We start from the raw sequence: 22,139 nt of genomic DNA on the forward strand, positions 1-22,139 counted from the left end.
CATAAATTCCTTTAAAATCACACTTCAGAATCAGGTCTTAAACTTTCAATTTATTCCTTGACATCTTTATAGCTGGCTTCTTATTTAACACTATCGTATGATACATAAGTGCGAATAGCAATCAATCGTTTTAGCTTGTATGTGTTACCGTATGAGCCAAGAAGAAACAAAATTATAGTAACACATACAAACTAATTAGCTAACTCAGACACTGTTGCTATATAGAAAAGTGAGGCACTACACTTACTCATTAGGAGTAGGTATAGTGCCTCACTGGCTTTTTTATTTACGTTTACCCCAATACTGGAAATAATCTGTTCTGAGGTAACCATTATATAGTTTGCGTTTTTTGGTAGCTCGCTGTCCATAATGTTCTTCAAAGTCTAAATCACTGGTGATAATGTACTTGCTCCACGTTTCATGTGGTCGGAAGGCTTTACCCATTTGACGATATAGTTCATAGGCTTCTTCTTCGTCTCCTAAACGTTCGCCGTATGGAGGGTTTGAAACAATGATGCCAAATTTCTCATCAGTATCAAAGTCAGCCACTTCTCTTTGCTCGAATTCGATACTGTGTGCCAAACCTGCTTCCATTGCATTGCGCTTAGCAATTTCTATCATGCGTTGGTCACTGTCGTATCCTTTGATGTTTAACTCTATATCATAATCGGCTTGTTCCTCTGCTTCTTGTCTGACTTTTTGCCATAACTCTTTAGGCATCCAGTCCCATTCTTCACATAAGAATGTACGGTTAAAGCCTGGAGCGATATTATGTCCGATTAAAGCTGCTTCTATAGGAATCGTCCCTGATCCACATGTCGGATCGACAAAGGGACGATCTTTTCTCCACGTTGTCAGCATGACTAAAGCTGCCGCCATGTTTTCTTTTAAAGGTGCCCCACCCTTGTCGACGCGGTAGCCACGTTTGAATAAACTGTCTCCTGTGGTGTCGATCGTTAAAAGGACCTTGTCTTTTCTTATAGCCACTTCAATAGGAAACTTGGCTCCTGTTTCTGGAAGCATGCCTCTTCTATGGTAAACATCTTTGATTTTCTCAGCAATAGCCTTGTCTACTATACGTTGAACATTAGGGACACTGAACAGTACGGACTCAATTGATTTACCTGATACGGGAAACGCGGAATCCATAGACAAATACTCATCCCACGGTAACGCTTTTGTCTGTTCAAATAAATCATCAAAGGTTTTCGCTGTGAATTCACCAACCACTATCTTGACTCTGTCTGCAGTACGTAACCATAGATTGGTTTTAGCGATGTCTTCTTTTCCACCCTTAAAACGAGCTCGGCCGTTTTCAACTTCGACCTGGTAGCCCATGCTTTTCAGTTCTTTACCAACCAGTGCTTCTATTCCACTAGCTGCTGTAGCGATTAAATTATATTCCATTTATCTGCCACCTCTCTCTTCTATTAGTATGCACTATTGGTTTCTTTACGTAAAGAAATCCTCCCTAAAAAGAGAGGATTTCTTTTACTATGTACATCACTGTAAGCCATGTTCTGTCTAGAAAAGACGCAAGCGCCTCTTCAGAGATAATCATCTGTCTGCACGAGCATAACTGCCCTGCCTCTTCTCTCCGTTGAATTCCGGGAGAAAAGTGCCCCTACCAAAGTTTGGGTTGCTCACTCGAGGGGTTTACCCGTTCCACCACTAGCGTTTCCGCTAGTGCTTCGTCACTGTGGCACTTTCAAGGGTACTCAAGCATAGGTTGCCCCTTAGCTTTTTTTCCTGCCGTCATCCCATTAAAGGGTGCCGCAGCTTATGATTTCGCTGCGCACGAACACTACAAGCAATCTCAGCTTGTGTGAGCATGGACTTTCCTCACAGCCATAAGCTGCGCGATTATCCGTGATGTACATATTATTCTATTAATCGTTATCTAGTTTCGAACCAAAAACGTGACGCTCTAAGTTTGATAATCGTTTTAAGATATCAAAGTTTGTCACACTTGAACTGGACTGTTGCTGATTTTGATGCTGAGTACTCATCTGTTTAGCTTGTTCGTCCAACTTATCAAGTAATCGATTATTTTCAGATTTCAATTTATCAATTTCATTTTGAAAGGCTTCATAGTCTCTGATGACGATATCCAAAAACTCATCGACTTCAGTTGAGTCGTAACCGCGAACTTTTGTTTTAAAGTCTTTTTCAAGTATCTCTTTTTGGGTTAACTCCCTATCCATTCCTACACCCCATCTGCTATTCCTAGTATTTAAACCATCTTAACTAATTAAATCGAGTTGTTCACATCATATTACTATCCTATTATAGCAAACAGTTGCTTAAAAGTGAAGGTAACTGTCAGTTATAATTCTTCAATTTCGTTCACGAACCATTGTAGTTCGTCAAAACTGATGGTTTGGATGTCATAGGGGTAATGTTCCTGGTATAGTATAGCTGCTTCAAATATAAATGAAGCTTTTCCAGGATACTCAGGGTCATAAAAAAGTAAACAAGCATCGGTGTTTTGGATAATGAATTCTTGATTGTTTTTTAATTGACTTGGATTAGTATAGGGCTTATTAGACGTATAATTGACATAGTCTGCTTGCTCGATGACTGTATTATATAGTGTTTGATTGGCTTCGTTCCACTTACTTGCCATTTCTGCGAAAGGCAACAGAACTCCTAACTTCAACTCTTCGTAATCGTCTTTTAATGAAAGAACAAGTTCTCCCACCCATAGTTCTGTGCCTATATTTCCAGCAATAATGACCCATTCCAAGCCTTCTTCAACGTAACGTTTAATCTCTTTTTCCAAAAATAATTTTATATAATGAAGTTTTGGATCATCTGACGAAAATATGGACAATTCGTATGGTCTGTAGCCGGTAACAAATAAAGTTTTAATAAAATTCACCTTCTTTTCTACTCTGCTCTCTCACATTTTGGTAAACTATAGTTATCATGTGTTAAGGTTGTGAACGTTGTGTCGATTAAATACCCAAATGGGAAGCTCTACATCAGTAATGATGACAAAAAGAGAAGCAAAAAGCAACAGGGGATAAAGAAATTGTCTCATAGTAATCGAGGGATGACTCTTGAGGAAGACTTGAACGTCACGAATGAGTTTTACTTAAGTCGGAACATGGCTATTATCCATAAAAAACCCATTCCGATACAAATTGTGAACGTTGATTACCCTAGACGAAGTGCGGCCAAAATTACTGAAGCTTACTACAAAAAAGCATCCACCACGGATTACAACGGCGTTTATAAAGGGCATTACATTGATTTTGAAGCGAAGGAAACCCAAAACAAAACATCTTTTCCTTTAAAGAACTTCCATGAACATCAATTAACTCACATGAAAGCTTGTACAGACCACGGTGGCATTTGTTTTGTTATTATCCGATTCAGTACATTAAACCGTGTCTTTTTAGTCGATTTCCCCCTCATTTCATCGTGGTGGAATCAGCAATCGGAAGAAAACGTAAAGAAATCCATTCCTCTATCCGTTTTTGAAACAGAAGCATACGAACTGACCTATTCATTAGCACCAAGACTGCCCTACCTTCCTATTATAGACAAATTAATCGAATCGCATACTGGTAAATAAGGATACATGTCTTATTTCATCTATTGACTAAAAAATCAATATAGTGTAATGTTCTTTTTTGTAACTTAAATAGGTGTTTTATATATTTATAAAGTGAAAACAAAGGAGTTTTTATATGTCACAGAACAATAACGTGTCACGAAAAGATTATAAAAAGAAAAGCAAAAAACAAAATAATAAACAAAGCAAGAAACAAGCACCAAAAAAAGGTGGGCCGAAAAAATGGTTTAAACGTATTGTTTTAACCCTCTTGGCACTCTTTATGCTAGCGATTATTGCGGGCGGCGGTCTCTTTGCCTATTATGCATCAAGCGCTCCTGAGATGACTGAAGAAGATTTACTTGGTACGTTTTCATCAGACTTGGTTGATATGGATGGCAATGTCTTTTATACATTAGGTGGAGAAAGTCGCGATTATGCTGATGCGAGTGAGTTTCCACAAGTTATGAAAGATGCCATGATGGCTATAGAAGACCAGCGTTTTGAAGATCACATGGGTATCGACCCTATTGGAATTGCTCGGGCAGCTGTTGGATATGTGACTAACCGTGGTCAAATTGTCGGCGGTGGGAGTACAATTACCCAACAATTGGTCAAATTATCTGTCTTTTCAACGTTAAGAGAAGACCAGACGCTTGAAAGAAAAGCGCAAGAAGCTTGGCTAGCTGTTCAATTGGAACGTCAATTATCAAAAGAACAAATCTTAACTTTATATATGAATAAGGTTCATATGGCTGGAAACGTCTATGGTATTGCGACCGCTGCTGAAGAATACTACGGTAAGCATGTTAGCGAGTTAGAGCTTCACGAAGCTGCTTTATTTGCAGGTATGCCTCAAGCCCCTAACCGATACAACCCATATGTCAATCCTGAAACAGCTAAAAACCGTCGTGACGTTGTCTTAAACGTTATGAGAGATGAAGGCGTCATTACGGCCGAAGAAGCTGAAGAAGCGAAAGCCATTCCTATTGAGGAAGGTTTAGTGGAACGGACGGAAGATGATCAAAATAACCTTGTCTTTGATGCGTATTTGACTGAAGTTTTAGATGAAGTTGAAGAAAAAACGGGTCTGGATCCATTCAGAGCTGGCTTAACTATCTACACCAATTTAGACATGGATGCCCAAGAAAGTATTTATGAAGCCTTACATTCAGAAGATATCAATTGGACGAATGAAAATATGCAGTCTGCTATGTCCCTCATTGAAAATAACACAGGTAAAGTTCGTGCCCTTGGAGGCGGTCGTAATCAAGAAGGACAGTTGAATTTTAACCATGCGACTGATATAAAAGCTGTCGGTTCAACGATTAAACCACTAACTACCTATGGTCCTGCCATAGAATACTTGGAATACTCTACCTATCACCAGATTGTGGACGAAGAATATGCCTATCCAGACGGGACGCCACTTAGAAACTACGATAGTCAGTACCGTGGACAAATGAGTATGCGTGAAGCTTTAGTTGATTCCAGAAACATACCGGCTGCTAAAATAATGAACGAAGATTTAGAAGCATCTCAAGTTGAGCAATTTATTACTGGCTTAGGTTTAGATCCAGAACTGTTAAACTCAGGCGCAACAGGGATTTTACCTCAAAACGCGATTAATGGGGACCTATCTCCTTTACAGTTAGCTGGATCTTACGCTTCCTTTGCTAACGGCGGTAACTATACTGAACCCTATACGGTTGAACGGGTCGTGACTCATAATGGACAGGAAATAGACTTGACGCCTCAAACCAGCCAAGCCATGTCTGATTATACCGCTTATATGATTACGGACATGTTGAAAGATGTAGCTGCAGTTTATAATAACTCTGTAGGTATTCCTGGCGTCCCTCAAGCGGGTAAAACAGGAACAACTAACTTTAGTTCTGCTGATTTAGAACGATATGGTTACCCATCTGGCGCTGTGCCTAGTTCTTGGTATGTCGGTTACACGTCTAATTACTCTCTATCTGTATGGACCGGTTACCGTAACAACAGTGAAGGTTACCTTACTTTTGATGATGGTTCCCGTAACATCCCTCGTCAGCTGTACAGACAAGTGATGGCGACTGTTTCAGAATCGGTAGAAAATACCGACTGGTCTCGCCCTTCTTCTGTTACGGAAGTCGCTGTAGAAGATGGATCGAACCCAGCTCAATTACCTGGACCAAACACGCCTTCTACTAATATCGTAACAGAATTATTCGTTACAGGTACGGAGCCATCAGAAGTATCCACACGTTTTGGAGTAGAATTAACTGCACCTACTGGTTTATCTGCTGAATACGATGAAGAATCAGAGGTATTGTCTATTACTTGGGATGACTATAGTCTCGAAAATGATGATGAAACACCTCAGTATGTATTAAACATTGGTGGTCAAAGCGTGACTGTTTCAGAAACTGAATACACGGTTTCTACGCCACCATCTGGTTCCTTGACCATTACATTAGCTGTAACAGCCTATGGAAATACTGGCCCAAGCACGTCTGTCAACGTGACCATTCCCGAGCCAGTCGAGGAAGAAGAACCTGAAGATGAAGAGGTTGAAGAAGAGCCTGAAGACACGGAAGAAGAAACCGAAGAAGAAACCGAAGAAGAACCAGCCACTCCTCCAGTGGATTCAGAAACAGATGATGAGGAGCCTGTAGAAGAAGAACCTGAAGAGGGCGATACTGAAGAAGAGGAAGAAGAGCCTGAACCAACACCTCCTCCTGAAGACGATGATGAAACGGGTGAAGAGGAAGACTCAGAAGTATAAACACTAAAACTTAAAAAGGCATCACTTCCCTTTTCTATGGGAGTGATGCCTTTTTGCTAGTGTTTGTAACCTATTTTAATTTGTTTTGCTTGTCTTTCGATTGAAAGAATGATTTTCCTTTAATCGTTAGGATACCATTAATGATATTCCATATTCCAACAAGCAAGCCGACAACGCCTATTAACAAATCAATAAATAATAAATAAACTGAGAGGACCGTAATAATTAGCCCCATAATCAACAGAAATTTTCCTTGTTTTTTGTCCATATGTTTTGACCCTTTTCTAAAATAGATTTGGATACGAATAAAACCCAATGCGCATTTGCATTGGGTTTTATTTCTTTACTGGGCTACTAGGATTCGAACCTAGGAATGACGAGACCAAAACCCGTTGCCTTACCACTTGGCTATAGCCCAATCTTAAGGGCGACTGATGGGGATCGAACCCACGAATGCCGAGACCACAACCCGGTGCGTTAACCACTTCGCCACAATCGCCATATTATTTAATTATCCGAAACCTATTATAGCATAGATTTTGTTAAAAGTGAATGCTAACATTGTCGGAAACAGGGGTAGTAGGAATTGAACCCACATCGATGGTTTTGGAGACCATAGTTTTACCATTAAACTATACCCCTATAATGGAGGGAGCAGGATTCGAACCTGCGAACCCGAAGGAACGGATTTACAGTCCGGCGCGTTTGGCCACTTCGCTATCCCTCCAAAAGGATGACATGGCGCTGGACAGAGTCGAACTGCCGACACACGGAGCTTCAATCCGTTGCTCTACCAACTGAGCTACAGCGCCTACTTCTATTGATGACCCCTACGGGATTCGAACCCGTGTTACCGCCGTGAAAGGGCGGTGTCTTAACCGCTTGACCAAGGGGCCAGTACATCATTAAGTGTGAATGACTACGTCCGTTTCAAACTCACAATGATGAGTATATCATATTTTAAAACGAGACTCAATATCTTAATTCAATATCTTTCAAAAAGAGTCATTTCTTAATAAGAAGTTGGACGATCAGATTTAAACCTGACCGCCAACCCTCTCTAGATTATTCCCTTACCTTGCTAACCATCCACCGTCTGTAGTCAGTCATAATCACTACTTTATTTTCACTATTTGTTAGGAAATCCTATTTTCCCTTAATCTTTTACTAGCTCAACTGACTTCTCAGTGAAATAGTTTGGATATAAATCAAAGATGTCTGCTTGAGACTTAAGCATGAATCGTATATGACTCACGGTCAAAAACTTCACTTCATCTATATTTTTATTCATAACAGCTTCCAAGAGCGCTTCGTGTTCTTTAAGGACTAGATTATAGTCAAAAGTGGCTTTTTCAAGATGCAACCATCTAAAGCGATCCAAATGAGTGTTATACGTGTTAATCCAAGACCAAATTTGCTCTTTACTAACTATTCTATAACAGGTTTCGTGAAACTGATTATCTAGATCGTGGTACTTGGATCGATCTTTTAATTCGAACTCTCTTCTTTGATCATCCAGAATAGCTTCTAATTCTCTAATGTGTTTATCATTAATTTTAGCAGATAATTCAACCATGATTTCTTTTTCAATACACTCTCTGATAAAACGAGACTGCACGGCTTGTACCATATCTATTTTTGATATGTACGTTCCAGATTGAGGGACCGTATATATCAAATTCTGTCTTTGCAGTTGTTTAAGTGATTCTCTTAATGGTGTTCTACCTACTCCTAATGATTCCATTAAATCTGATATCACTATCTTCTGACCAGGTTTCAATTCCATCTTTACGATTTTCTCTCTTAATCTTTCATAAGTTCTGCTTTGAATTGTCGATTCTTCCATAATATCCACCATTCCATCAGCGTTTCAACACAAAACGCCGTTTACTTTTATAAAAATATAGGCTATTTCATCAGTTAAGAACAGCAATCCAACGAGCACCTTTTCCGGTTCTCTCCAACATCTCATTAAAAATTCTCTTAGTTATTTTGTGAAGTAGTGTTTAGCGTTATAGTAACATACGTTTTCTATTAATCGTTTTAACAATTTTTCCTCTTTCGGATACTTACCGTCTTCCACTTGTTCGCCGACAAAGTTACATAAAATGCGACGGAAGTATTCATGTCTTGGATAAGACATAAAACTTCTTGAATCGGTTAACATACCGACAAAGTTCATGAGTAAACCATGATCAGCTAATGTTTTCATTTGACGCAGCATGCCCTCTTCTGTGTCATTAAACCACCAACCAGAACCGAACTGTACTTTCCCTTTGATGCCTTCGTCGTTAACTTGGAAGTTTGCAACAGCACTCGCTACGACATGGTTCTTTGTTGGATCAAGATTATAGATAATCATTTTAGGTAGTTTTCCTTTTTGATTCATCTTATCTAATAGTCCGTTTAAACCAGCTGCATCATTTCCTGAATCTTTAATTGAGTCGAAGCCTGTATCTGGTCCTAATTTTTCTAAATAAAAAGAATTGTTATTCCGGATGGCGCCAATGTGAATCTGCATAGCCCAACCTTTTTCATAGTACATCTCACTCAAGTCCACTAGAATACGAGTCAAGTACTGCTCTTTTTCCTTTTTACTGATCGATTCCATGTTCACCGCTTTATTGAAGATCGCTTCAATTTCATCATCCGTTGCGGTTTCATAAATCATCTCTTCCAACGCATGGTCTGACGCAAGAGTGCCTCTTTCATCAAAGTAATCCACACGTCTTTTTATAAGTTCCATCATTTCTTTATATGATGTTGGTTTATTCCCGTATAGACCTTCTAAGCGACTTAGGAATTCTTTAAACCGCTCTTCTCCAACTGGGGAAGCTTCATCCGGTCTAAAAGACGGTGCAACGGTGACGTCAAACTCACTTTCTTTTATTTGATCATGAAATGCTAACGTATCCGTTGGGTTATCCGTTGTCCCAACGAAAACAACGTTTGAATCTTTGATTAATTGTTGAGTCGATAGGTTATCTTCTTTAATTTTTTGGTTCATTCGTTCATATATATCTTCCCAATTATCTGCACTGAGTAACTCATCAATATCAAAGTAACGTTTCATTTCCAAATGTGTCCAGTGATACAAAGGATTACCAATGGTTGCTTCAGCCGTTTCTGCCCAGGCTTTAAACTTTTCTTTGGGAGAGGCACTTCCTGTAATTTTATCTTCAGGAATACCATTTGCTCTCATTGCTCGCCATTTGTAATGATCGCCCGCCAACCATATCTCTGTGATATCCTCAAACTGATAATCTGTTGCGATCAACTCAGGAATGAGATGGCAATGGTAATCGAAAATGGGTAAATCTTTTGCGTAGTCATGATACAAGCGTTTGGCTGTTTCATTTGTTAGCATAAAATCTTCTGTTATAAAACTCATAGTCACGTCTCCTTTAACTTAATGTGGTCTAAATCATAGAAACTGATATATTACTTTGTGTAAAGTATAACATGATTGAAAGTTTTGTAAAGGGTTTCATCATAATAAATTTAGACTTTGCTTCCATTACACCGTTTTAGACATCACTTTCTTTCAGTAATAATCTAGCATACTTAATAAAACAAGTTACTATTTAACTTATGAGTAAATAATTTTAATTGGTTTTTCTATACCACACACTTTGTAAAATAAAAAAGTCCTTGTAAATGTGTAAAGTTACACATTCACAAGAACTATTTTTGAACACTATTCATAACGGAGAATGAGGGATTCGAACCCTCGATACGGAAAACCGTATACACGCTTTCCAAGCGTGCTCCTTCAGCCACTCGGACAATTCTCCATAAGAAAACTCCGCAAGCAGGGCTCGAACCTGCGACAACACGATTAACAGTCGTGCGCTCTACCAACTGAGCTATTGCGGAATGAAACGTTGTCTTAACAACTCTTATATCTTAACATCGTATGGTATTTGTGTCAATCCATTTTGAGCAAAATGTATAACTGCCTTTTTCTTTGTTACTCGTCAAGAGAATAGACCTGTTTTCTCTTCTGGAACTAAAAATGTAAAGTAACCAGGTAATACCTTTATGTTCACCGGAAAATCTGGACCCTTCTCTCCATCCATAGCTAAGTGGGCGACCTTTTCTTTTAAATGAATCTCTGCTTCTTCGAACGGCATGGTAAATGCCAAGTCTTGGTTCTTATTAAATTCATTTTCATTACGAAATATAGATGGGAGTATAGTCAGTTTTTCAGATAGTGTCGAACTCTTTAACCCAAATAAGTGTAACTTGCCATCATTATAACGAGCACTGTCAAAAAAGCCATCTATACCAATAATTGAATCTGATACACCGACGAGAAGGACATTTAAGTCAGCCTCTATGGTTTTGCCATCAATAATCAATTTAAAGCGGTAAGAATCTTCATTTCTTAATGACTTTAAGCCCTCTATGAAATAAGCAGCCGCCCCGTATGATTCCTTTTGCTCTTTCGTTACTTGCCAGGCTGATTCAGTGATTGTACCGGCAGAAACAGAACTCATAAATATGCGGTCATTTATTAAACCTGCGTCTGTTTTTTGAGGATGGCTATAGTCTAAGGATTCGACAGCTCGATTTAAGTTAGATGGTATATTTAGACCATTAGCGATATTATTCGCAGTTCCAGTTGGAATGATTCCAATTTCTGGGCGATAGTCGTTATCTTTAAGGCTATTAGCCAATTCAGATATGGTGCCGTCACCTCCTAGAACAATGATGGTTTTATAATGGTCTTCACTTGCCTTTTTTGCATATGCTCCTATATCCTCTAGCTTTTCAGTGAAGTTCAAAGTGACTGATTTATTCTTTTTCTTATAATAGTCCTGAACATAACCAGCATATTCTTCAGATTGCTTTTGACCAGAAGAAGGGTTTGCAATAATCATAACGTCATTCATTCTAGAGACTCCTTTCATGTAAACTTATATCCATTTTACTACACTAACTCCTCACTCAGTAACAATACATACTGCTATTTAATAGGTGGGTTTTTTTGCATAATAAAAACCTGGAGTCAGTGATATGACATCCAGGTTTCATGCGTTTTATGACTATTGGGCTTCTTCTTGGCATTCAGGACAGAGACCATAAATCTCTAATCGATGTGAATTGACTTTGTATCCTGTTAGTGTGCTGGCTACAACTTCTACATCATCTAATCCAGGGTAGTAAATATCTTCAATTCTTCCACAACTTGAACAAATCGCATGATAATGCTCCGTAGAGGCAAAATCAAATCGACTGGAATTATCTCCGTACATCATTTCTTTGACTAATCCAAGGTGAATAAATAATCGTAAATTATTGTAAACAGTCGCCACACTCATACTCGGAAATCGATCGACAAGATTTTTGTATATTTCGTCTGCAGTTGGGTGATTATCTTTTTCAATTAAGTATTCTAATATAGCGTGCCGCTGAGGGGTAATGCGAATATTGCTATATTTTAACCTTTCGATGGATTGTTGAACTAAATAACTCATTTTTATCAATCCTTTAGCTGTTTCCTTCTGTAACTCAAATGATACCGTTTATTGCACTATTTTGCAAGAATATGTCAAAAGTCTTTACAACTTTAACTAAACTAACTCATTTATTTATAGTATACTAATAATGATAGGACACTTTAGAAGGTAGGAGTTTATTTAACAATGAGAATTGGAGCGCGAACGTTTAAAACGAGTTTAGCCGTCTTTCTTTCATTATTAATCCCCACTTTACTTGGTCTGAATGATGTTTCACTTGCTGCTATTTCAGTTGTTTCATCCATGCAGCCATCAGTTAAAAAGTCATTTATAGAACTGCGTGATCGTGTATTTGCCAACACCATTGGTGGAGTTGTTGCCATTGTCATGGTCATCATGTTTGGTAATTCTTTTATTATTATTAGTGTTGCTACAGCATTACTTATAGCTTTGCTTCATCAATTAAAATTAAATAATGTGATTGGTTTGTCAGCCGTAACCTTAATTGTCATTATGTTATCAGCTGATCAACATATTATCTTCAATTCTACTCTTCGAGTGATGGCAACTTTTATCGGGGTTGGCATTGCCTTTTTAATCAATCATTTTATTCTACCTCCTAACTATGAAAAAAAGCTATATAACCTTAATAATACAATGACAGATGATATTACTCGCTTCATTCGATTGAGTTTGCGGAAAAATGCCCAACATTCTCTTATGTTGACTGATTTAAGAAATATTGAAAAATCACTTACAGATATGAAGCGAATGCTTTCCTTGCTTCGTGATGGGTATTGGATTAAAGGGTTTAGGAAAAAAGGGTATTCTGTTACAAGATTATTAGTGGTTTACAGGCAAATGATTCGAACCACTGAAGCTGCTTTTGTTTTGCTTAAAACCTTGCACCGATCTGAACATGTTTTTAATCATTTCCCAGATGAGCTGAGGGCATTACTTCGAGAACGTTTGGAGACTTTAATGAGTGCTCATGAACAAATCATCTTAAAATGGAATGGCCGAGTACAACCGGGTGAAGTTAATTTTATTGCCTATAAATCCGACTTAAGGGTTAAATTTATGGATTCTTTTTTTAATGAGGCAAGTCTGGAATCTTACTTAAAAAATGATTATGGCCATAGCAATACGGTTATTCATTTGATGTCAGCCGTATTAGAATACGAAGAGCAACTTCAACACCTGAATATCTTAGTAACTAGCTTTAAATCAAAACACAAAGATAACTTCTCTTCAATTAAATCACTTCATTAACTTTTTCCGTTAAAAAAAGACTTATGACTTATGAGAGCACTCTACGTCTCCTCATTAGTCATAAGTCTTTTTAGGTTATCTTGGTTCACTAAAAAGTTCTTCTAATACAGTGTTAACACGTTCAGTCCCTGCGTCATTTAGTTCATTAGTACCCTCTTCATAGAAAGGAGCTAAGTCTTCTGCATTAGAGCTTTCAATAAATCCAGAATGAAGGGGCAGGATTGGAATGTCCCTTTCTTCAGCAACGTCTCTCATTCTATTTAAATAACTTCTGTAGTCCAATGAGCGGGAATTTAACTGATTGATTTCATTTATAATCGGATACGGCTCTAAAAGGTAAAGTTCAGTCTCTTCAGCAACCGTTAAGCTAGTTAAAAGAGTCGTCATAAACTCTTCTGTTTCTGATAAACCGATGTCTCTCACTTTATCAGGAAGTGCTGGTAACCCATATATGATGATGTCTGGGTTGTCGGAGGTCAACCCTTCTACTGTTTGTTCTATGTAAAGCTGATATGTATCGTAGTTAGGAAATGTATGATCTAACACCACCAAATCGTTGCTGGTTTGAGTAGTCAGTCTATCAGTTAAGGTAACAGCCCAATCCTCTTCTAAATCGATGTCACCGTAAAAAGCAAGTGTCACTTGGTTCTTTAAAAGGGATAAATAATCTAATCGCTCATAAATGGATAAGGTATCTTCACGCCCTTCGTAATCTTCAAGCAACTCTTCATTGGTTTCCATGTCGCCATCTGATCCTGTTGGATTTTCAGACGTATCTTTGGAAAGTTGACTATATTCCTGTAATTCGCTCCCTGATACTAGTTGATTGTCGTCCATTCCTTCTTGACGTTCCGCGGCATAGCGTCTGCCAAAAACAATAGTCGATAGAGTCGCAACGAGTAACAATGGAATCGTTATGGCACTTTTTTTCACTATCAATCATCCTTTCTAAATAAATGGTATGAAACGATTAAAGACAAGGGAAAACAGTAGAAGAATAAGACTAATCTTCTACTGTTTCAGTCATCACAATCATTTTTTCCCAGTCAGTTGCTTATAGCGGTCATACCATAAGTCAACATACCCTTCTGAGAAGGGACCCTTTTCTTCATTAATCCATTCAACCAAGATTTTGATATGATCTTTAAGTATCAGATCAATTTCATCAGGGTAATCCCATTTTTTTCCGTGTTCCTCATACTCATCGACGTCTAACAGTCGTTTTTCTCCGTCCGGAAACACTTTCACATCTAAATCATAGTCAATATATTTGGCACCCTCTTCATCGATTAGAAAAGGCGAAGCCATATTGCAATAATAAGACGTTCCTTTTTGACGGATCATGGTCACGATATTGAACCAATAGTGTTTATGAAAGTAAACCAATGCTGGTTCTCTTGTCTTCCACCGTCTCCCGTCAGATTCAATGACTAATGTATGATCGTTACACCCAATTAAGGCATGCTCAGTCGTTTTGAGTACCATCGTGTCTCTCCACGTCCGGTGCAGACTCCCATCATGTTTGTAACTCTTGATTGTGATGAACTCTCCTTCTTTTGGAAATTCCATCTTAACCCAACTCTCTTGTTCACAATAAAAAGAACGTTTCTTATCCTCAAACTCATGAGTATTATATCATAAATTGTGAACAAAAAAATACAATTAAGAGAATTAGATAGTAGCTTTAAAACAAAGTGATATCCGATACCAATTTCTGAATCTTTTGAGTAGGCATAGGAAAGGCATGTTGGTCATAATCTGAAGGATGAATCCATTCGATGGGAGCTAGTGTCTGTTTTTCTTTAATGAGCATAGCTTCACATACAGTCATTTTCCACTTTATATGTGAAAACACATGAGTGACTTCCCCTTTAGGTAATTCGTTGACGCTAACTTGAAGACCGTATTCTTTTAGTAGCACGTCTTCTACTCGAGTCATTAGGTCAGTTGAATCCATTTGCTTCTTCTTAAAGGATTTCCAGCCACTGTCAAGCACGTGTTGAGCATCAATCATAATATAGGTCCACATACCAGCTAAAACACCTTTAGACGGCCGTTTTACAAAAGCATATTCTCCAACCTTGTTCTGTATGGCTACTGCAACGTATTCTTCTTCCCTAGCCGCTTTTTTAGCTGCTTTAATAGGGTATTGCTCCCAGCTTTCATTTACAAAGGATGCGTTGAACTCTTTTACTGGACTTATTGAGGGGTCGTAATTTTTAGGCGTACAAATGGTTGCACCCAAGTCCATCAGAGCTTGATTGAAATCTCCTGGTCTATCTGGATCGATCAATCGATCAATCAATGCCTCAAATACTTTACGACTAGACGCTTTGCCAATGTCCAAGTCAATCTCAAATAATCGACTCATGACTCTCATCACGTTCCCATCCACTGCTGGCTCTGTTTGATTAAAGGCTATACTGCTAATCGCACCTGCCGTGTAAGGTCCAATGCCTTTTAACGTTAAGATGTCTTTTTTATTTCTCGGAAATACACCGTTAAAGTCGTTCATAATCTGTATGGCAGTGGCTTTCATATTGCGCACTCGAGAATAGTAACCGAGCCCTTCCCATAACTTAATAATCGTCTCTTCAGACGCTTCAGCCAAGTCTTTTATATTTGGCAAGGTCTCTAAAAAACGATTATAGTAAGGAATCACCGTTACAACTTGTGTTTGCTGCAGCATGATTTCTGATACCCATATATGGTAAGGGTCACTCGTTTGTCTCCATGGTAAATCTCTTTTGTTATCATCGTACCACTGCAGTAAGGTCTGCCTAAAGGCTTTAATTTTATCTTCAGGCCATATCTCTATGCCATTTTCTTTGAGTAAATCTTTTTTTAATTCTTTTTTTGTCACATGTCTTCCTCTTTTTCTGTAATAAATCGTTCAATTAGTTCTTTAGGATAGCCTTTTGAATACAAGAAGGCTTTTGTTTTTTGAATGAGATCTCTATTCTTAGACTTTCTAGAGTAACGAGTCCACGCTTTTTCTCCTTGTTTTTCAAGTGATTCGTATTCTTCGTCAACCGATTGTTCTGTATCAATTTCTTCCATCACTTCGCTTATGATCTCGCTTGAAAAACCATTGAGCATAAGTTGCTCTCTCACTTTTTGAATGACTTCTCTGCTTGATTTGTTTCTTTGTCTGTTTAGTGTTTTTTCAGCTAATGCTAATGCATTTTCTTTTTGTTGGTCCATCTTGTATTCTTCCAACCCTTCTAATATATCATTTTTATTGATGCCTTTTTTGTAAAGTGCTTGTTCGATTTTTCTTGGACCATCATTTTTCAGTATATAGTTGGTTCGTACAAAACTAATGGCATATTCTCGATCATTAATAAAGCGATGATTTTTTAGTTTCTCAATGACACTGTCTACTGACTGATACTCTTTTTTCTTTAAATGATCTCTCACTTCTTTTTCTGTACGCATTTTGAAGTTTAAATAATTTAAAGCGGCTTGATAAGCCTTGCTCATTTCCCCTTTTTCCCTAAGCTCTTCAATCACTTCTTTTGTTAATTCCATTCCTTTCATTAGACGGTAATTGACAAGTAAATTATCATCTACTGCAAAGGCATACTCGTCGTTAACGAATATATTGTAACGCCCTTTCGCTTTTTGAGCTTGAATTTTAGTAATGATTAACTTGTTTTCTTTTTTCTTATTTTCTGACCTGTATTGGTTTAAAAGGTCTTCTTCCCAACCGTTTTTATTGCTAGTTAATGATGATGGTTCATCATTCGTTTTTATTTCTTTTTTCTCCGTTCCTTTGTCAACTGTGTTGGGAGACAATTCTATTAAACCTGGAATGGATGAGTTGTTTTCTTCATTAAAGTCATTGACATAATCATTTACCATTTAGATGCTCCTTTTCTCTTACAACGAAACATGGCAGGCGTATTCGTCTTCATTCAATCGATTAATCGTTACTCTATAAGTATAACATGTTTAACTTGATGACATAACGTCTTTGTCCCATCAAAAAAAGCCTCCTGCATCCATACACACAGAAGGCCGTAATTATTATGCTAGTCGTCCAGTACGTCATCCTCAGTTACATCTTCTTCATTAGGATTCAAGGATAATTCAACGTCATTCCCGGGCGCTTCGCCAAGCGCTTTTCTATCGATTTCTTCTTCACTTAGTTTGTCTCTAGCTGGTCTATCTTTAATATAGCCAAGTGGAGCGGCTGTATCCGGTGAAACAGGTGACTCATGAACAGGATCGCTCATATCTCTCACATTATGATTCGGTCTTTTCAATTCTCCGTCTTTATTGTTAGTCATATTATCAGTCCTTTCACTCTATACTCTTTAATTTTATTAACCGTTAACGACGACGCCACCATTCACATGAATCGTTTGACCGGAGACGTAGCTGGAATCGTCACTCGCTAAATACACATAAGCAGGTGCTAATTCATACGCTTCACCTGGACGTCCCAACGCTCCATCTTTGCCCCAACTCTCTAATGCCTCTTCAGGAAACGTTGCTGGGATAAGTGGTGTCCATATCGGCCCTGGTGCAACTGAATTTACACGAATCTTTTTCTCAATGACTTCAGGGTTTTGAGATAGTGAACGCGTAAAGGATACGCGTGCCCCATTCGTCCCTGAGTAATCCATCAAAGTCGGATTACCTTGGTAAGCGGTGATTGACGATGTATTGATGATAGACGCTCCATCATTGAAATGAGGAAATGCTGCTTTCACGAAATAAAACTGGCTGAATATATTCGTACGGTATGTGCGATCGATTTGTTCAGCAGTAATGTCTAGAATACTTTCTTGGTAATGCTGTTCTCCGGCATGGTTAACCAAGACATCAATGGAACCCCATTTATCAGTTACTCTTTTAACGACTTCTTGGGCAAATGACTCATCGCCTACATCGCCCTTAAATACGAGAACGTCAGCACCTAACTCTTCTAAACGATTTTTAGTCCGTTTAGCATCGTCATCAGATGAATAATAGGTGATCGCTACTTTAGCACCTTCTTTAGCGTACAAGATAGCTGTAGCTGCACCTATTCCAGAATCGCCACCAGTTATAATCGCTACTTTCCCTTTTAGCTTACCAGCTGCTTTATAAGTATCAGATTCAACTTTTGGTTCCCGGTCCATATTCTTCGATTCGTCATCGATTAAATAGTCTTTTTTAGGCTCTTGGGTTTTAATGTTTTTTTCTTCTGACATCATGAATGCCCCTTTTTTATTGATTTTCCTCTGATTTCATACCAGCATCATCATGGCTTTCCGGATAGACTGCATCCGTTTCTGGAGTCTCGGATTCTTCTGAAGGGTCTTTTTCTTCTTTATCTTCCGTGTTTAATGGGCTTTTAGATTCCGCACTAAAGGAACCTTTGGCAATATTAGAGCCATATTCATGCTTTTCGTCATTTTCATAATCTCTGATAACTGACTTTTCATCACCTGTCACCTCAGGCTCTTCTTTAGAGTCCGTGCCTTGAGTGTCGTCATCAGCTACAGAAGGATCCGAAGACTTTTCTTCAGTATGAGTATCTTCTTTGGCATTTGCTTCTTTTGAGACTTGGTCTTCTTTACGCGTACTTGATGCTTGAGTTGCATCGGACATGTTATCCATATTTCCTGAATCTGTTTCCGATGTGTTAATTTGACTCGGATTCTCCTCGTTAGAAGCGTGTTGTTTCGCATCACTTGTTATTGCTTGTTCTTCTTCTGTGTTCACTTCATCGATTGTGCTATCTTTTTTTATCTCGTCGTTGTCCATCTTTACATTCCCCTTTTCATTACTATTAACTGGTTGCACCTCATCAATAACCTCTTCATTTACTTCTGATAAGCCTGCATGTTTTGGTGCATTTGTATCTGCAAGTAAAATGAAGTCGCCGTCCCTTAACGCATCTGTGTAATGATCTGAATGCAAAGAGGCGACACCATAATCTTCTAGCTCTGTACCATTGTCGTTACTGTTATATGAACCGAAAGAAAATGTATCTTTGATTTTCTCCCAAATCGAGTCGTCTTCTAACTCCACTTCTTTTACTACTACTTGATTCAATTTCTTCAATTTATCGTCATAATCCTGTTCACTGTCAATGATTACCATTAATTCATCACTCTGGTAACCCTCTTCATTTATTAGACGTTGAATTTCTTGAATCAATTCCTCTTCCATTCTAAACGTTCCGAGAATATGTCGATCCATTTTTTCACCCTTTCTACCTGTCACATTTTGTTCAATCTTATGCCATAATGTTATCACTACTTCAGTCGCTTGTAAAAAGATACGCCCCAAAGAAGTCAGGAAGCGCATACATAGTAGGCCTTTTATGAATATTTATAACTTTATGCATAAATATAAACAGTCATTTCTTGCTTTTCAATTATAATGATTACTATTTAGCTCCATTATATCAATATCTGAATGTATTTCGGCAAAATTTAGTCACATAAAACAATTGTTATTTATGCATTTCATGTTTATTTTTTATTTTCTTATGGTATATTAATCATACAAGGTATAATCAAATACAGTAAAACAGGAAGGGTTTTGTCAAATGAAAAGTCATGATGATAAAGAAGCCTTAAAAGACAAACGATTGAGCAAACTAAGAGAGTTGACAACGGATGCAATGAATTACCGCTATCTTATCCAAGACCAACTCAGCGATGCCATCACTGAAGGAGATCTACAAAAACTTAACGATACTCTAGCGTTACTCGACATAGATAAACTATTTGCTTACCTCAAAGCTGACAGCGATGACGATTTATTGGACAAACTCAAAAATCATCTGATTACTGTTAATACCTATTCAAGAATTGCTGCAAAAAACGGTGGCACTTTGCCTTTATATTTGCACCTCATTTATGAGCGCTTCACTATTATTATAAAAGATGCCAGTTCAGTCGATTACTTAGTCGATAATGTTTATTTCGATATATTCAAAGATTATTGTGATGCAGTGGCCAACTTTTCCACTACCGCCTATTCATCTGTTATGAAAGAAATCGTTAGTTATATTACTGAAAATTTAACAAGCGAATTAACTTTAACTAATATTGCCTCCATTTACGGTATGCATCCTGTTCATTTGGCTCGGAAATTTAAACAAGAAACAGGTAACACCTTTATCGGTTACGTTAACCAGCAACGTGTTTATTTGGCCAAGTATTATTTCCATTTAGGTGAGCATCAATTGAGTGAAGTCGCTAACTTAGCAGGTTTCAATAGCCACTCTTACTTTACTAAAGTATTTAAAAAAATCACTGGCAAAACACCAACCAAGTACTTAAAGGAATTACCTAAAAACGAAAAAGTTTAATGATTTACTTATATAAAAACTCATTCGCCTTCTTGTTTATATTAAACAGAAGACGAATGAGTTTTTTAAGTTAAGCCTTCCAATTGACAAGTTCCGCTGCGGCATAATCGCTCGACAAGAAGACTTCCGGTTTGCCTTTTTCCTTAAACCAAACCTTCAGCTCCGTTTTCACTGATTCTTTAATTGGAAAATCCATTTCACGGTTCATCGGCGCGATTAATTCTTGTGCGTTTAATAAACGTACAGATGTTTTTAACCTTTTTCCTAGACTGGTTAACACAACCGTATACCCTTGACCGTCATTATCCACTATGACTTCGTGCTTTGTGCCGAGATAAGTAGCAAAACGGTGCTCGTTTATTCCGTCATGAAAAATCGCTATGCTCCCTGTTAAATGAAGTGGTTTTTTCTCAATGGTTGCGACTGCTAAAGACAAGGCTGCATGTGTATCATCTTCAAACACATTCGTTTGTAACCATAAGTAATTGGACGGGAAGGTATGACCCCGATCTTTTTCCATATACCCTATAGCTGAATCCAGCACAATTTTTTCGCCATTAATAATTAACGTGCCTGATACATCATGTTTCATACTCACAATATCGTGTGCACAAGGCATGGTTAAGTATTCTAAAGGTCCCATAATACTTGGCATGAAGGCCGTTTGGCGAATAGGTAAAAAGGGGCCGAAAGAAAAATCAAGAATGATGTCATTCTTCTCATCTTTCAAACTTGCCCTAACCCCTTTTTCACTCAGAACAAACTTTGGCATTAAGATGGAGTACGGTTCAGGTACGACGTGAAAATCGTCTCTGTCGAACGTCACCTTACCACTGAAAGACTGATCCTTATACTGAATAGTGTATTGAACGAATGACTCCCTGTTAGAAAATTGTGCGATTCCAGGAATTAAGGCAATAGACAACTCATTCTTTGGATCCGTGCATTTGACGTACCATCCCTCAAAATACTCTCCCGTTTCTTTTAACCCTTGAAAATCAAATCGGTTACTCATTCTTTTCCCTACTTTCTAAAAAGTGTTTAATCATCTTTTCTGGTGGGTATCCAATATCAATGATTGTTACCTTACCAGTCAGTGCCTTTGCAGATAGTTGTTCAAACCCTTGCTTGTTAAACCCTATTGTATAGGTTCGGTTAGCTATTACTGCCGTGTTGAACCGTCGTCCAGTATCAGCTGATAAACCTGAAGGAATATCAACTGACACCACAGGCCCTTTAAACTGGTTGATTCTTTCTATGACTTCTTTAAAAGGGGATTCGACCTCTCGATCTAGACCAATACCAAAAAGTGCATCGATCACGATATCGTAGCCTTCATTCATGTTGTCAGGCACATCATCTAACACGCTTAACTTTAAATTAGTCGCAATCTGGTGTTGAACTTGGGTCTGATCTGTCCATTTATCAGGTGGACCAATTAAACACAGCGTGACCTCATAACCCATTAAATACAAGATGCGACCAATCGCCAGGCCATCTCCACCATTATTTCCAGGACCACAGAGAATAATGGGTTGTTTAAACGTCATGTCTGAAAGCAGTGCCTCAACAATTCCTAGAGCCGCTCGCTCCATCAATACGAGAGACGGTATCCCAATTGTGTGAATAGTGCACTCATCAATCGCTTTCATTTCTTTAGCTGATACACTCAAGCTCATACCCATCCTCCTCGTATAATAAGATTAGTCTTAAATGGCTAATCTTTTTTTTACTATATTTGTCATTTAAGGCTGACTTAAA

The 22,139-nt window shown here is 38.2% G+C and carries 21 protein-coding genes, 8 tRNA genes and 1 other RNA gene; 4 read left to right on the forward strand and 26 right to left on the reverse strand.

Going from position 1 to position 22,139, the window contains the following annotated elements; all coding sequences use genetic code 11:
- Nucleotides 1–282: 282 nt before the first annotated feature.
- The 4 genes from C3945_RS10710 to C3945_RS10725 form a co-directional block, all read right to left on the reverse strand.
- Nucleotides 283–1,407: a THUMP domain-containing class I SAM-dependent RNA methyltransferase gene (locus C3945_RS10710; RefSeq protein WP_161879654.1), complete on the reverse strand. Its 1,125-nt coding sequence runs from the start codon at nucleotides 1,405–1,407 to the stop codon at nucleotides 283–285.
- A gap of 97 nt (nucleotides 1,408–1,504) precedes the next feature.
- Nucleotides 1,505–1,875: RNase P RNA component class B (rnpB, locus tag C3945_RS10715), an RNA gene on the reverse strand.
- A gap of 14 nt (nucleotides 1,876–1,889) precedes the next feature.
- Nucleotides 1,890–2,204, reverse strand: coding sequence for a cell division regulator GpsB (gene gpsB / locus C3945_RS10720; protein ID WP_161879655.1), 315 nt, complete (start codon nucleotides 2,202–2,204; stop codon nucleotides 1,890–1,892).
- 122 nt (nucleotides 2,205–2,326) lie between these two features.
- The gene (locus tag C3945_RS10725; protein ID WP_161879656.1) at nucleotides 2,327–2,881 is read right to left on the reverse strand and encodes a DUF1273 domain-containing protein; all 555 of its coding nucleotides are present in this window, start codon (nucleotides 2,879–2,881) and stop codon (nucleotides 2,327–2,329) included.
- Nucleotides 2,882–2,950: 69 nt separating this feature from the next.
- Between C3945_RS10725 and recU the strand changes: the two genes are divergently transcribed.
- Nucleotides 2,951–3,580, forward strand: a complete 630-nt coding sequence (recU, locus tag C3945_RS10730; RefSeq protein WP_161879657.1) for a Holliday junction resolvase RecU — start codon at nucleotides 2,951–2,953, stop codon at nucleotides 3,578–3,580.
- 115 nt (nucleotides 3,581–3,695) lie between these two features.
- Nucleotides 3,696–6,329 carry a transglycosylase domain-containing protein gene (locus C3945_RS10735; RefSeq protein WP_161879658.1) on the forward strand — a complete coding sequence of 878 codons (2,634 nt, stop codon included), beginning with the start codon at nucleotides 3,696–3,698 and terminating at the stop codon, nucleotides 6,327–6,329.
- Nucleotides 6,330–6,399: 70 nt separating this feature from the next.
- Here C3945_RS10735 and C3945_RS10740 read toward each other — a convergent pair whose 3' ends face one another.
- The 13 genes from C3945_RS10740 to C3945_RS10800 all read right to left on the reverse strand — a co-directional run bounded on the left by C3945_RS10740 (nucleotide 6,400) and on the right by C3945_RS10800 (nucleotide 11,809).
- The gene (locus tag C3945_RS10740; RefSeq protein WP_161879659.1) at nucleotides 6,400–6,597 is read right to left on the reverse strand and encodes a hypothetical protein; all 198 of its coding nucleotides are present in this window, start codon (nucleotides 6,595–6,597) and stop codon (nucleotides 6,400–6,402) included.
- Nucleotides 6,598–6,675: 78 nt separating this feature from the next.
- Nucleotides 6,676–6,747 (reverse strand) — tRNA-Gln (locus tag C3945_RS10745).
- An 8-nt stretch (nucleotides 6,748–6,755) separates the two neighbouring features.
- Nucleotides 6,756–6,828 (reverse strand) — tRNA-His (locus tag C3945_RS10750).
- Between the two features lie 72 nt (nucleotides 6,829–6,900).
- Nucleotides 6,901–6,971: transfer RNA gene (locus C3945_RS10755), tRNA-Trp, on the reverse strand.
- A 4-nt stretch (nucleotides 6,972–6,975) separates the two neighbouring features.
- Nucleotides 6,976–7,056 (reverse strand) — tRNA-Tyr (locus C3945_RS10760).
- A 12-nt stretch (nucleotides 7,057–7,068) separates the two neighbouring features.
- A tRNA-Phe gene (locus C3945_RS10765) sits at nucleotides 7,069–7,141 on the reverse strand.
- 12 nt (nucleotides 7,142–7,153) lie between these two features.
- Nucleotides 7,154–7,225: transfer RNA gene (locus tag C3945_RS10770), tRNA-Glu, on the reverse strand.
- Between the two features lie 260 nt (nucleotides 7,226–7,485).
- A complete protein-coding gene (locus C3945_RS10775; protein ID WP_161879660.1) occupies nucleotides 7,486–8,175 on the reverse strand; it encodes a GntR family transcriptional regulator in 690 nt (229 codons plus the stop codon).
- A gap of 141 nt (nucleotides 8,176–8,316) precedes the next feature.
- Nucleotides 8,317–9,720: a glucuronate isomerase gene (uxaC, locus tag C3945_RS10780; protein WP_161879661.1), complete on the reverse strand. Its 1,404-nt coding sequence runs from the start codon at nucleotides 9,718–9,720 to the stop codon at nucleotides 8,317–8,319.
- Nucleotides 9,721–10,036: 316 nt separating this feature from the next.
- Nucleotides 10,037–10,123 (reverse strand) — tRNA-Ser (locus tag C3945_RS10785).
- Nucleotides 10,124–10,132: 9 nt separating this feature from the next.
- Nucleotides 10,133–10,205, reverse strand: a tRNA-Asn gene (locus tag C3945_RS10790).
- A gap of 101 nt (nucleotides 10,206–10,306) precedes the next feature.
- Complete coding sequence (locus C3945_RS10795; RefSeq protein ID WP_161879662.1) at nucleotides 10,307–11,224, reverse strand: diacylglycerol/lipid kinase family protein; 918 nt, start codon at nucleotides 11,222–11,224, stop codon at nucleotides 10,307–10,309.
- Between the two features lie 153 nt (nucleotides 11,225–11,377).
- The gene (locus C3945_RS10800) at nucleotides 11,378–11,809 is read right to left on the reverse strand and encodes a Fur family transcriptional regulator (protein ID WP_161879663.1); all 432 of its coding nucleotides are present in this window, start codon (nucleotides 11,807–11,809) and stop codon (nucleotides 11,378–11,380) included.
- 168 nt (nucleotides 11,810–11,977) lie between these two features.
- Here C3945_RS10800 and C3945_RS10805 point away from each other — a divergent pair, with 168 nt between their 5' ends.
- Nucleotides 11,978–13,063, forward strand: a complete 1,086-nt coding sequence (locus tag C3945_RS10805) for an FUSC family protein (protein WP_161879664.1) — start codon at nucleotides 11,978–11,980, stop codon at nucleotides 13,061–13,063.
- A 75-nt stretch (nucleotides 13,064–13,138) separates the two neighbouring features.
- On the opposite strand, the gene C3945_RS10810 is transcribed toward C3945_RS10805, so the two are convergent.
- From C3945_RS10810 to C3945_RS10840, 7 genes are all read right to left on the reverse strand, one after another.
- Nucleotides 13,139–13,996 (reverse strand): hypothetical protein, encoded by an 858-nt coding sequence (locus C3945_RS10810; RefSeq protein WP_161879665.1) that lies wholly within the window; start codon nucleotides 13,994–13,996, stop codon nucleotides 13,139–13,141.
- Between the two features lie 99 nt (nucleotides 13,997–14,095).
- Nucleotides 14,096–14,632 (reverse strand): nucleoside tri-diphosphate phosphatase, encoded by a 537-nt coding sequence (gene ntdP, locus C3945_RS10815; RefSeq protein ID WP_161879666.1) that lies wholly within the window; start codon nucleotides 14,630–14,632, stop codon nucleotides 14,096–14,098.
- Nucleotides 14,633–14,747: 115 nt separating this feature from the next.
- On the reverse strand, nucleotides 14,748–15,926 hold the full coding sequence (gene mutY / locus C3945_RS10820) for an A/G-specific adenine glycosylase (RefSeq protein ID WP_161879667.1): 1,179 nt from the start codon (nucleotides 15,924–15,926) through the stop codon (nucleotides 14,748–14,750).
- A complete protein-coding gene (gene recX, locus C3945_RS10825) occupies nucleotides 15,923–16,927 on the reverse strand; it encodes a recombination regulator RecX (protein ID WP_161879668.1) in 1,005 nt (334 codons plus the stop codon). Before recX ends, mutY begins: the two co-directional genes overlap by 4 nt.
- Nucleotides 16,928–17,097: 170 nt before the next feature.
- Entirely contained in the window at nucleotides 17,098–17,355 is a 258-nt protein-coding gene (locus tag C3945_RS10830; RefSeq protein WP_161879669.1) for a hypothetical protein, read from the reverse strand.
- A 36-nt stretch (nucleotides 17,356–17,391) separates the two neighbouring features.
- Entirely contained in the window at nucleotides 17,392–18,264 is an 873-nt protein-coding gene (locus tag C3945_RS10835; RefSeq protein ID WP_161879670.1) for an SDR family oxidoreductase, read from the reverse strand.
- Nucleotides 18,265–18,280: 16 nt separating this feature from the next.
- On the reverse strand, nucleotides 18,281–19,258 hold the full coding sequence (locus C3945_RS10840; protein ID WP_161879671.1) for a general stress protein: 978 nt from the start codon (nucleotides 19,256–19,258) through the stop codon (nucleotides 18,281–18,283).
- Nucleotides 19,259–19,610: 352 nt separating this feature from the next.
- Here C3945_RS10840 and C3945_RS10845 point away from each other — a divergent pair, with 352 nt between their 5' ends.
- Nucleotides 19,611–20,378 (forward strand): helix-turn-helix domain-containing protein, encoded by a 768-nt coding sequence (locus C3945_RS10845; protein ID WP_161879672.1) that lies wholly within the window; start codon nucleotides 19,611–19,613, stop codon nucleotides 20,376–20,378.
- Between the two features lie 70 nt (nucleotides 20,379–20,448).
- Here C3945_RS10845 and C3945_RS10850 read toward each other — a convergent pair whose 3' ends face one another.
- Nucleotides 20,449–21,393: a tocopherol cyclase family protein gene (locus C3945_RS10850; RefSeq protein ID WP_161879673.1), complete on the reverse strand. Its 945-nt coding sequence runs from the start codon at nucleotides 21,391–21,393 to the stop codon at nucleotides 20,449–20,451.
- Nucleotides 21,386–22,057 carry an NAD(P)H-hydrate epimerase gene (locus tag C3945_RS10855; protein ID WP_161879674.1) on the reverse strand — a complete coding sequence of 224 codons (672 nt, stop codon included), beginning with the start codon at nucleotides 22,055–22,057 and terminating at the stop codon, nucleotides 21,386–21,388. The genes C3945_RS10850 and C3945_RS10855 overlap by 8 nt, the downstream gene beginning before the upstream one ends.
- Between the last annotated feature and the right edge of the window lie 82 nt (nucleotides 22,058–22,139).

Source organism: Alkalibacterium sp. MB6 (assembly GCF_009935905.1).
Classification (GTDB): Bacteria; Bacillota; Bacilli; order Lactobacillales; family Carnobacteriaceae_A; genus Alkalibacterium.

Excerpts from the sequence above, each read along its gene's own strand:
- C3945_RS10775 (WP_161879660.1), bottom strand. The coding sequence starts at position 8,175 with ATGGAAGAATCGACAATTCAAAGCAGAACTTATGAAAGATTAAGAGAG.
- C3945_RS10840 (WP_161879671.1), bottom strand. The coding sequence starts at position 19,258 with ATGGATCGACATATTCTCGGAACGTTTAGAATGGAAGAGGAATTGATT.
- C3945_RS10710 (WP_161879654.1), bottom strand. The coding sequence starts at position 1,407 with ATGGAATATAATTTAATCGCTACAGCAGCTAGTGGAATAGAAGCACTG.
- C3945_RS10830 (WP_161879669.1), bottom strand. The coding sequence starts at position 17,355 with ATGACTAACAATAAAGACGGAGAATTGAAAAGACCGAATCATAATGTG.
- C3945_RS10740 (WP_161879659.1), bottom strand. The coding sequence starts at position 6,597 with ATGGACAAAAAACAAGGAAAATTTCTGTTGATTATGGGGCTAATTATT.
- C3945_RS10850 (WP_161879673.1), bottom strand. The coding sequence starts at position 21,393 with ATGAGTAACCGATTTGATTTTCAAGGGTTAAAAGAAACGGGAGAGTAT.
- C3945_RS10795 (WP_161879662.1), bottom strand. The coding sequence starts at position 11,224 with ATGAATGACGTTATGATTATTGCAAACCCTTCTTCTGGTCAAAAGCAA.
- recX (WP_161879668.1), bottom strand. The coding sequence starts at position 16,927 with ATGGTAAATGATTATGTCAATGACTTTAATGAAGAAAACAACTCATCC.
- ntdP (WP_161879666.1), bottom strand. The coding sequence starts at position 14,632 with ATGGAATTTCCAAAAGAAGGAGAGTTCATCACAATCAAGAGTTACAAA.
- C3945_RS10800 (WP_161879663.1), bottom strand. The coding sequence starts at position 11,809 with ATGAGTTATTTAGTTCAACAATCCATCGAAAGGTTAAAATATAGCAAT.
- C3945_RS10835 (WP_161879670.1), bottom strand. The coding sequence starts at position 18,264 with ATGTCAGAAGAAAAAAACATTAAAACCCAAGAGCCTAAAAAAGACTAT.
- uxaC (WP_161879661.1), bottom strand. The coding sequence starts at position 9,720 with ATGAGTTTTATAACAGAAGATTTTATGCTAACAAATGAAACAGCCAAA.
- C3945_RS10735 (WP_161879658.1), top strand. The coding sequence starts at position 3,696 with ATGTCACAGAACAATAACGTGTCACGAAAAGATTATAAAAAGAAAAGC.
- C3945_RS10845 (WP_161879672.1), top strand. The coding sequence starts at position 19,611 with ATGAAAAGTCATGATGATAAAGAAGCCTTAAAAGACAAACGATTGAGC.
- C3945_RS10855 (WP_161879674.1), bottom strand. The coding sequence starts at position 22,057 with ATGAGCTTGAGTGTATCAGCTAAAGAAATGAAAGCGATTGATGAGTGC.
- C3945_RS10805 (WP_161879664.1), top strand. The coding sequence starts at position 11,978 with ATGAGAATTGGAGCGCGAACGTTTAAAACGAGTTTAGCCGTCTTTCTT.
- gpsB (WP_161879655.1), bottom strand. The coding sequence starts at position 2,204 with ATGGATAGGGAGTTAACCCAAAAAGAGATACTTGAAAAAGACTTTAAA.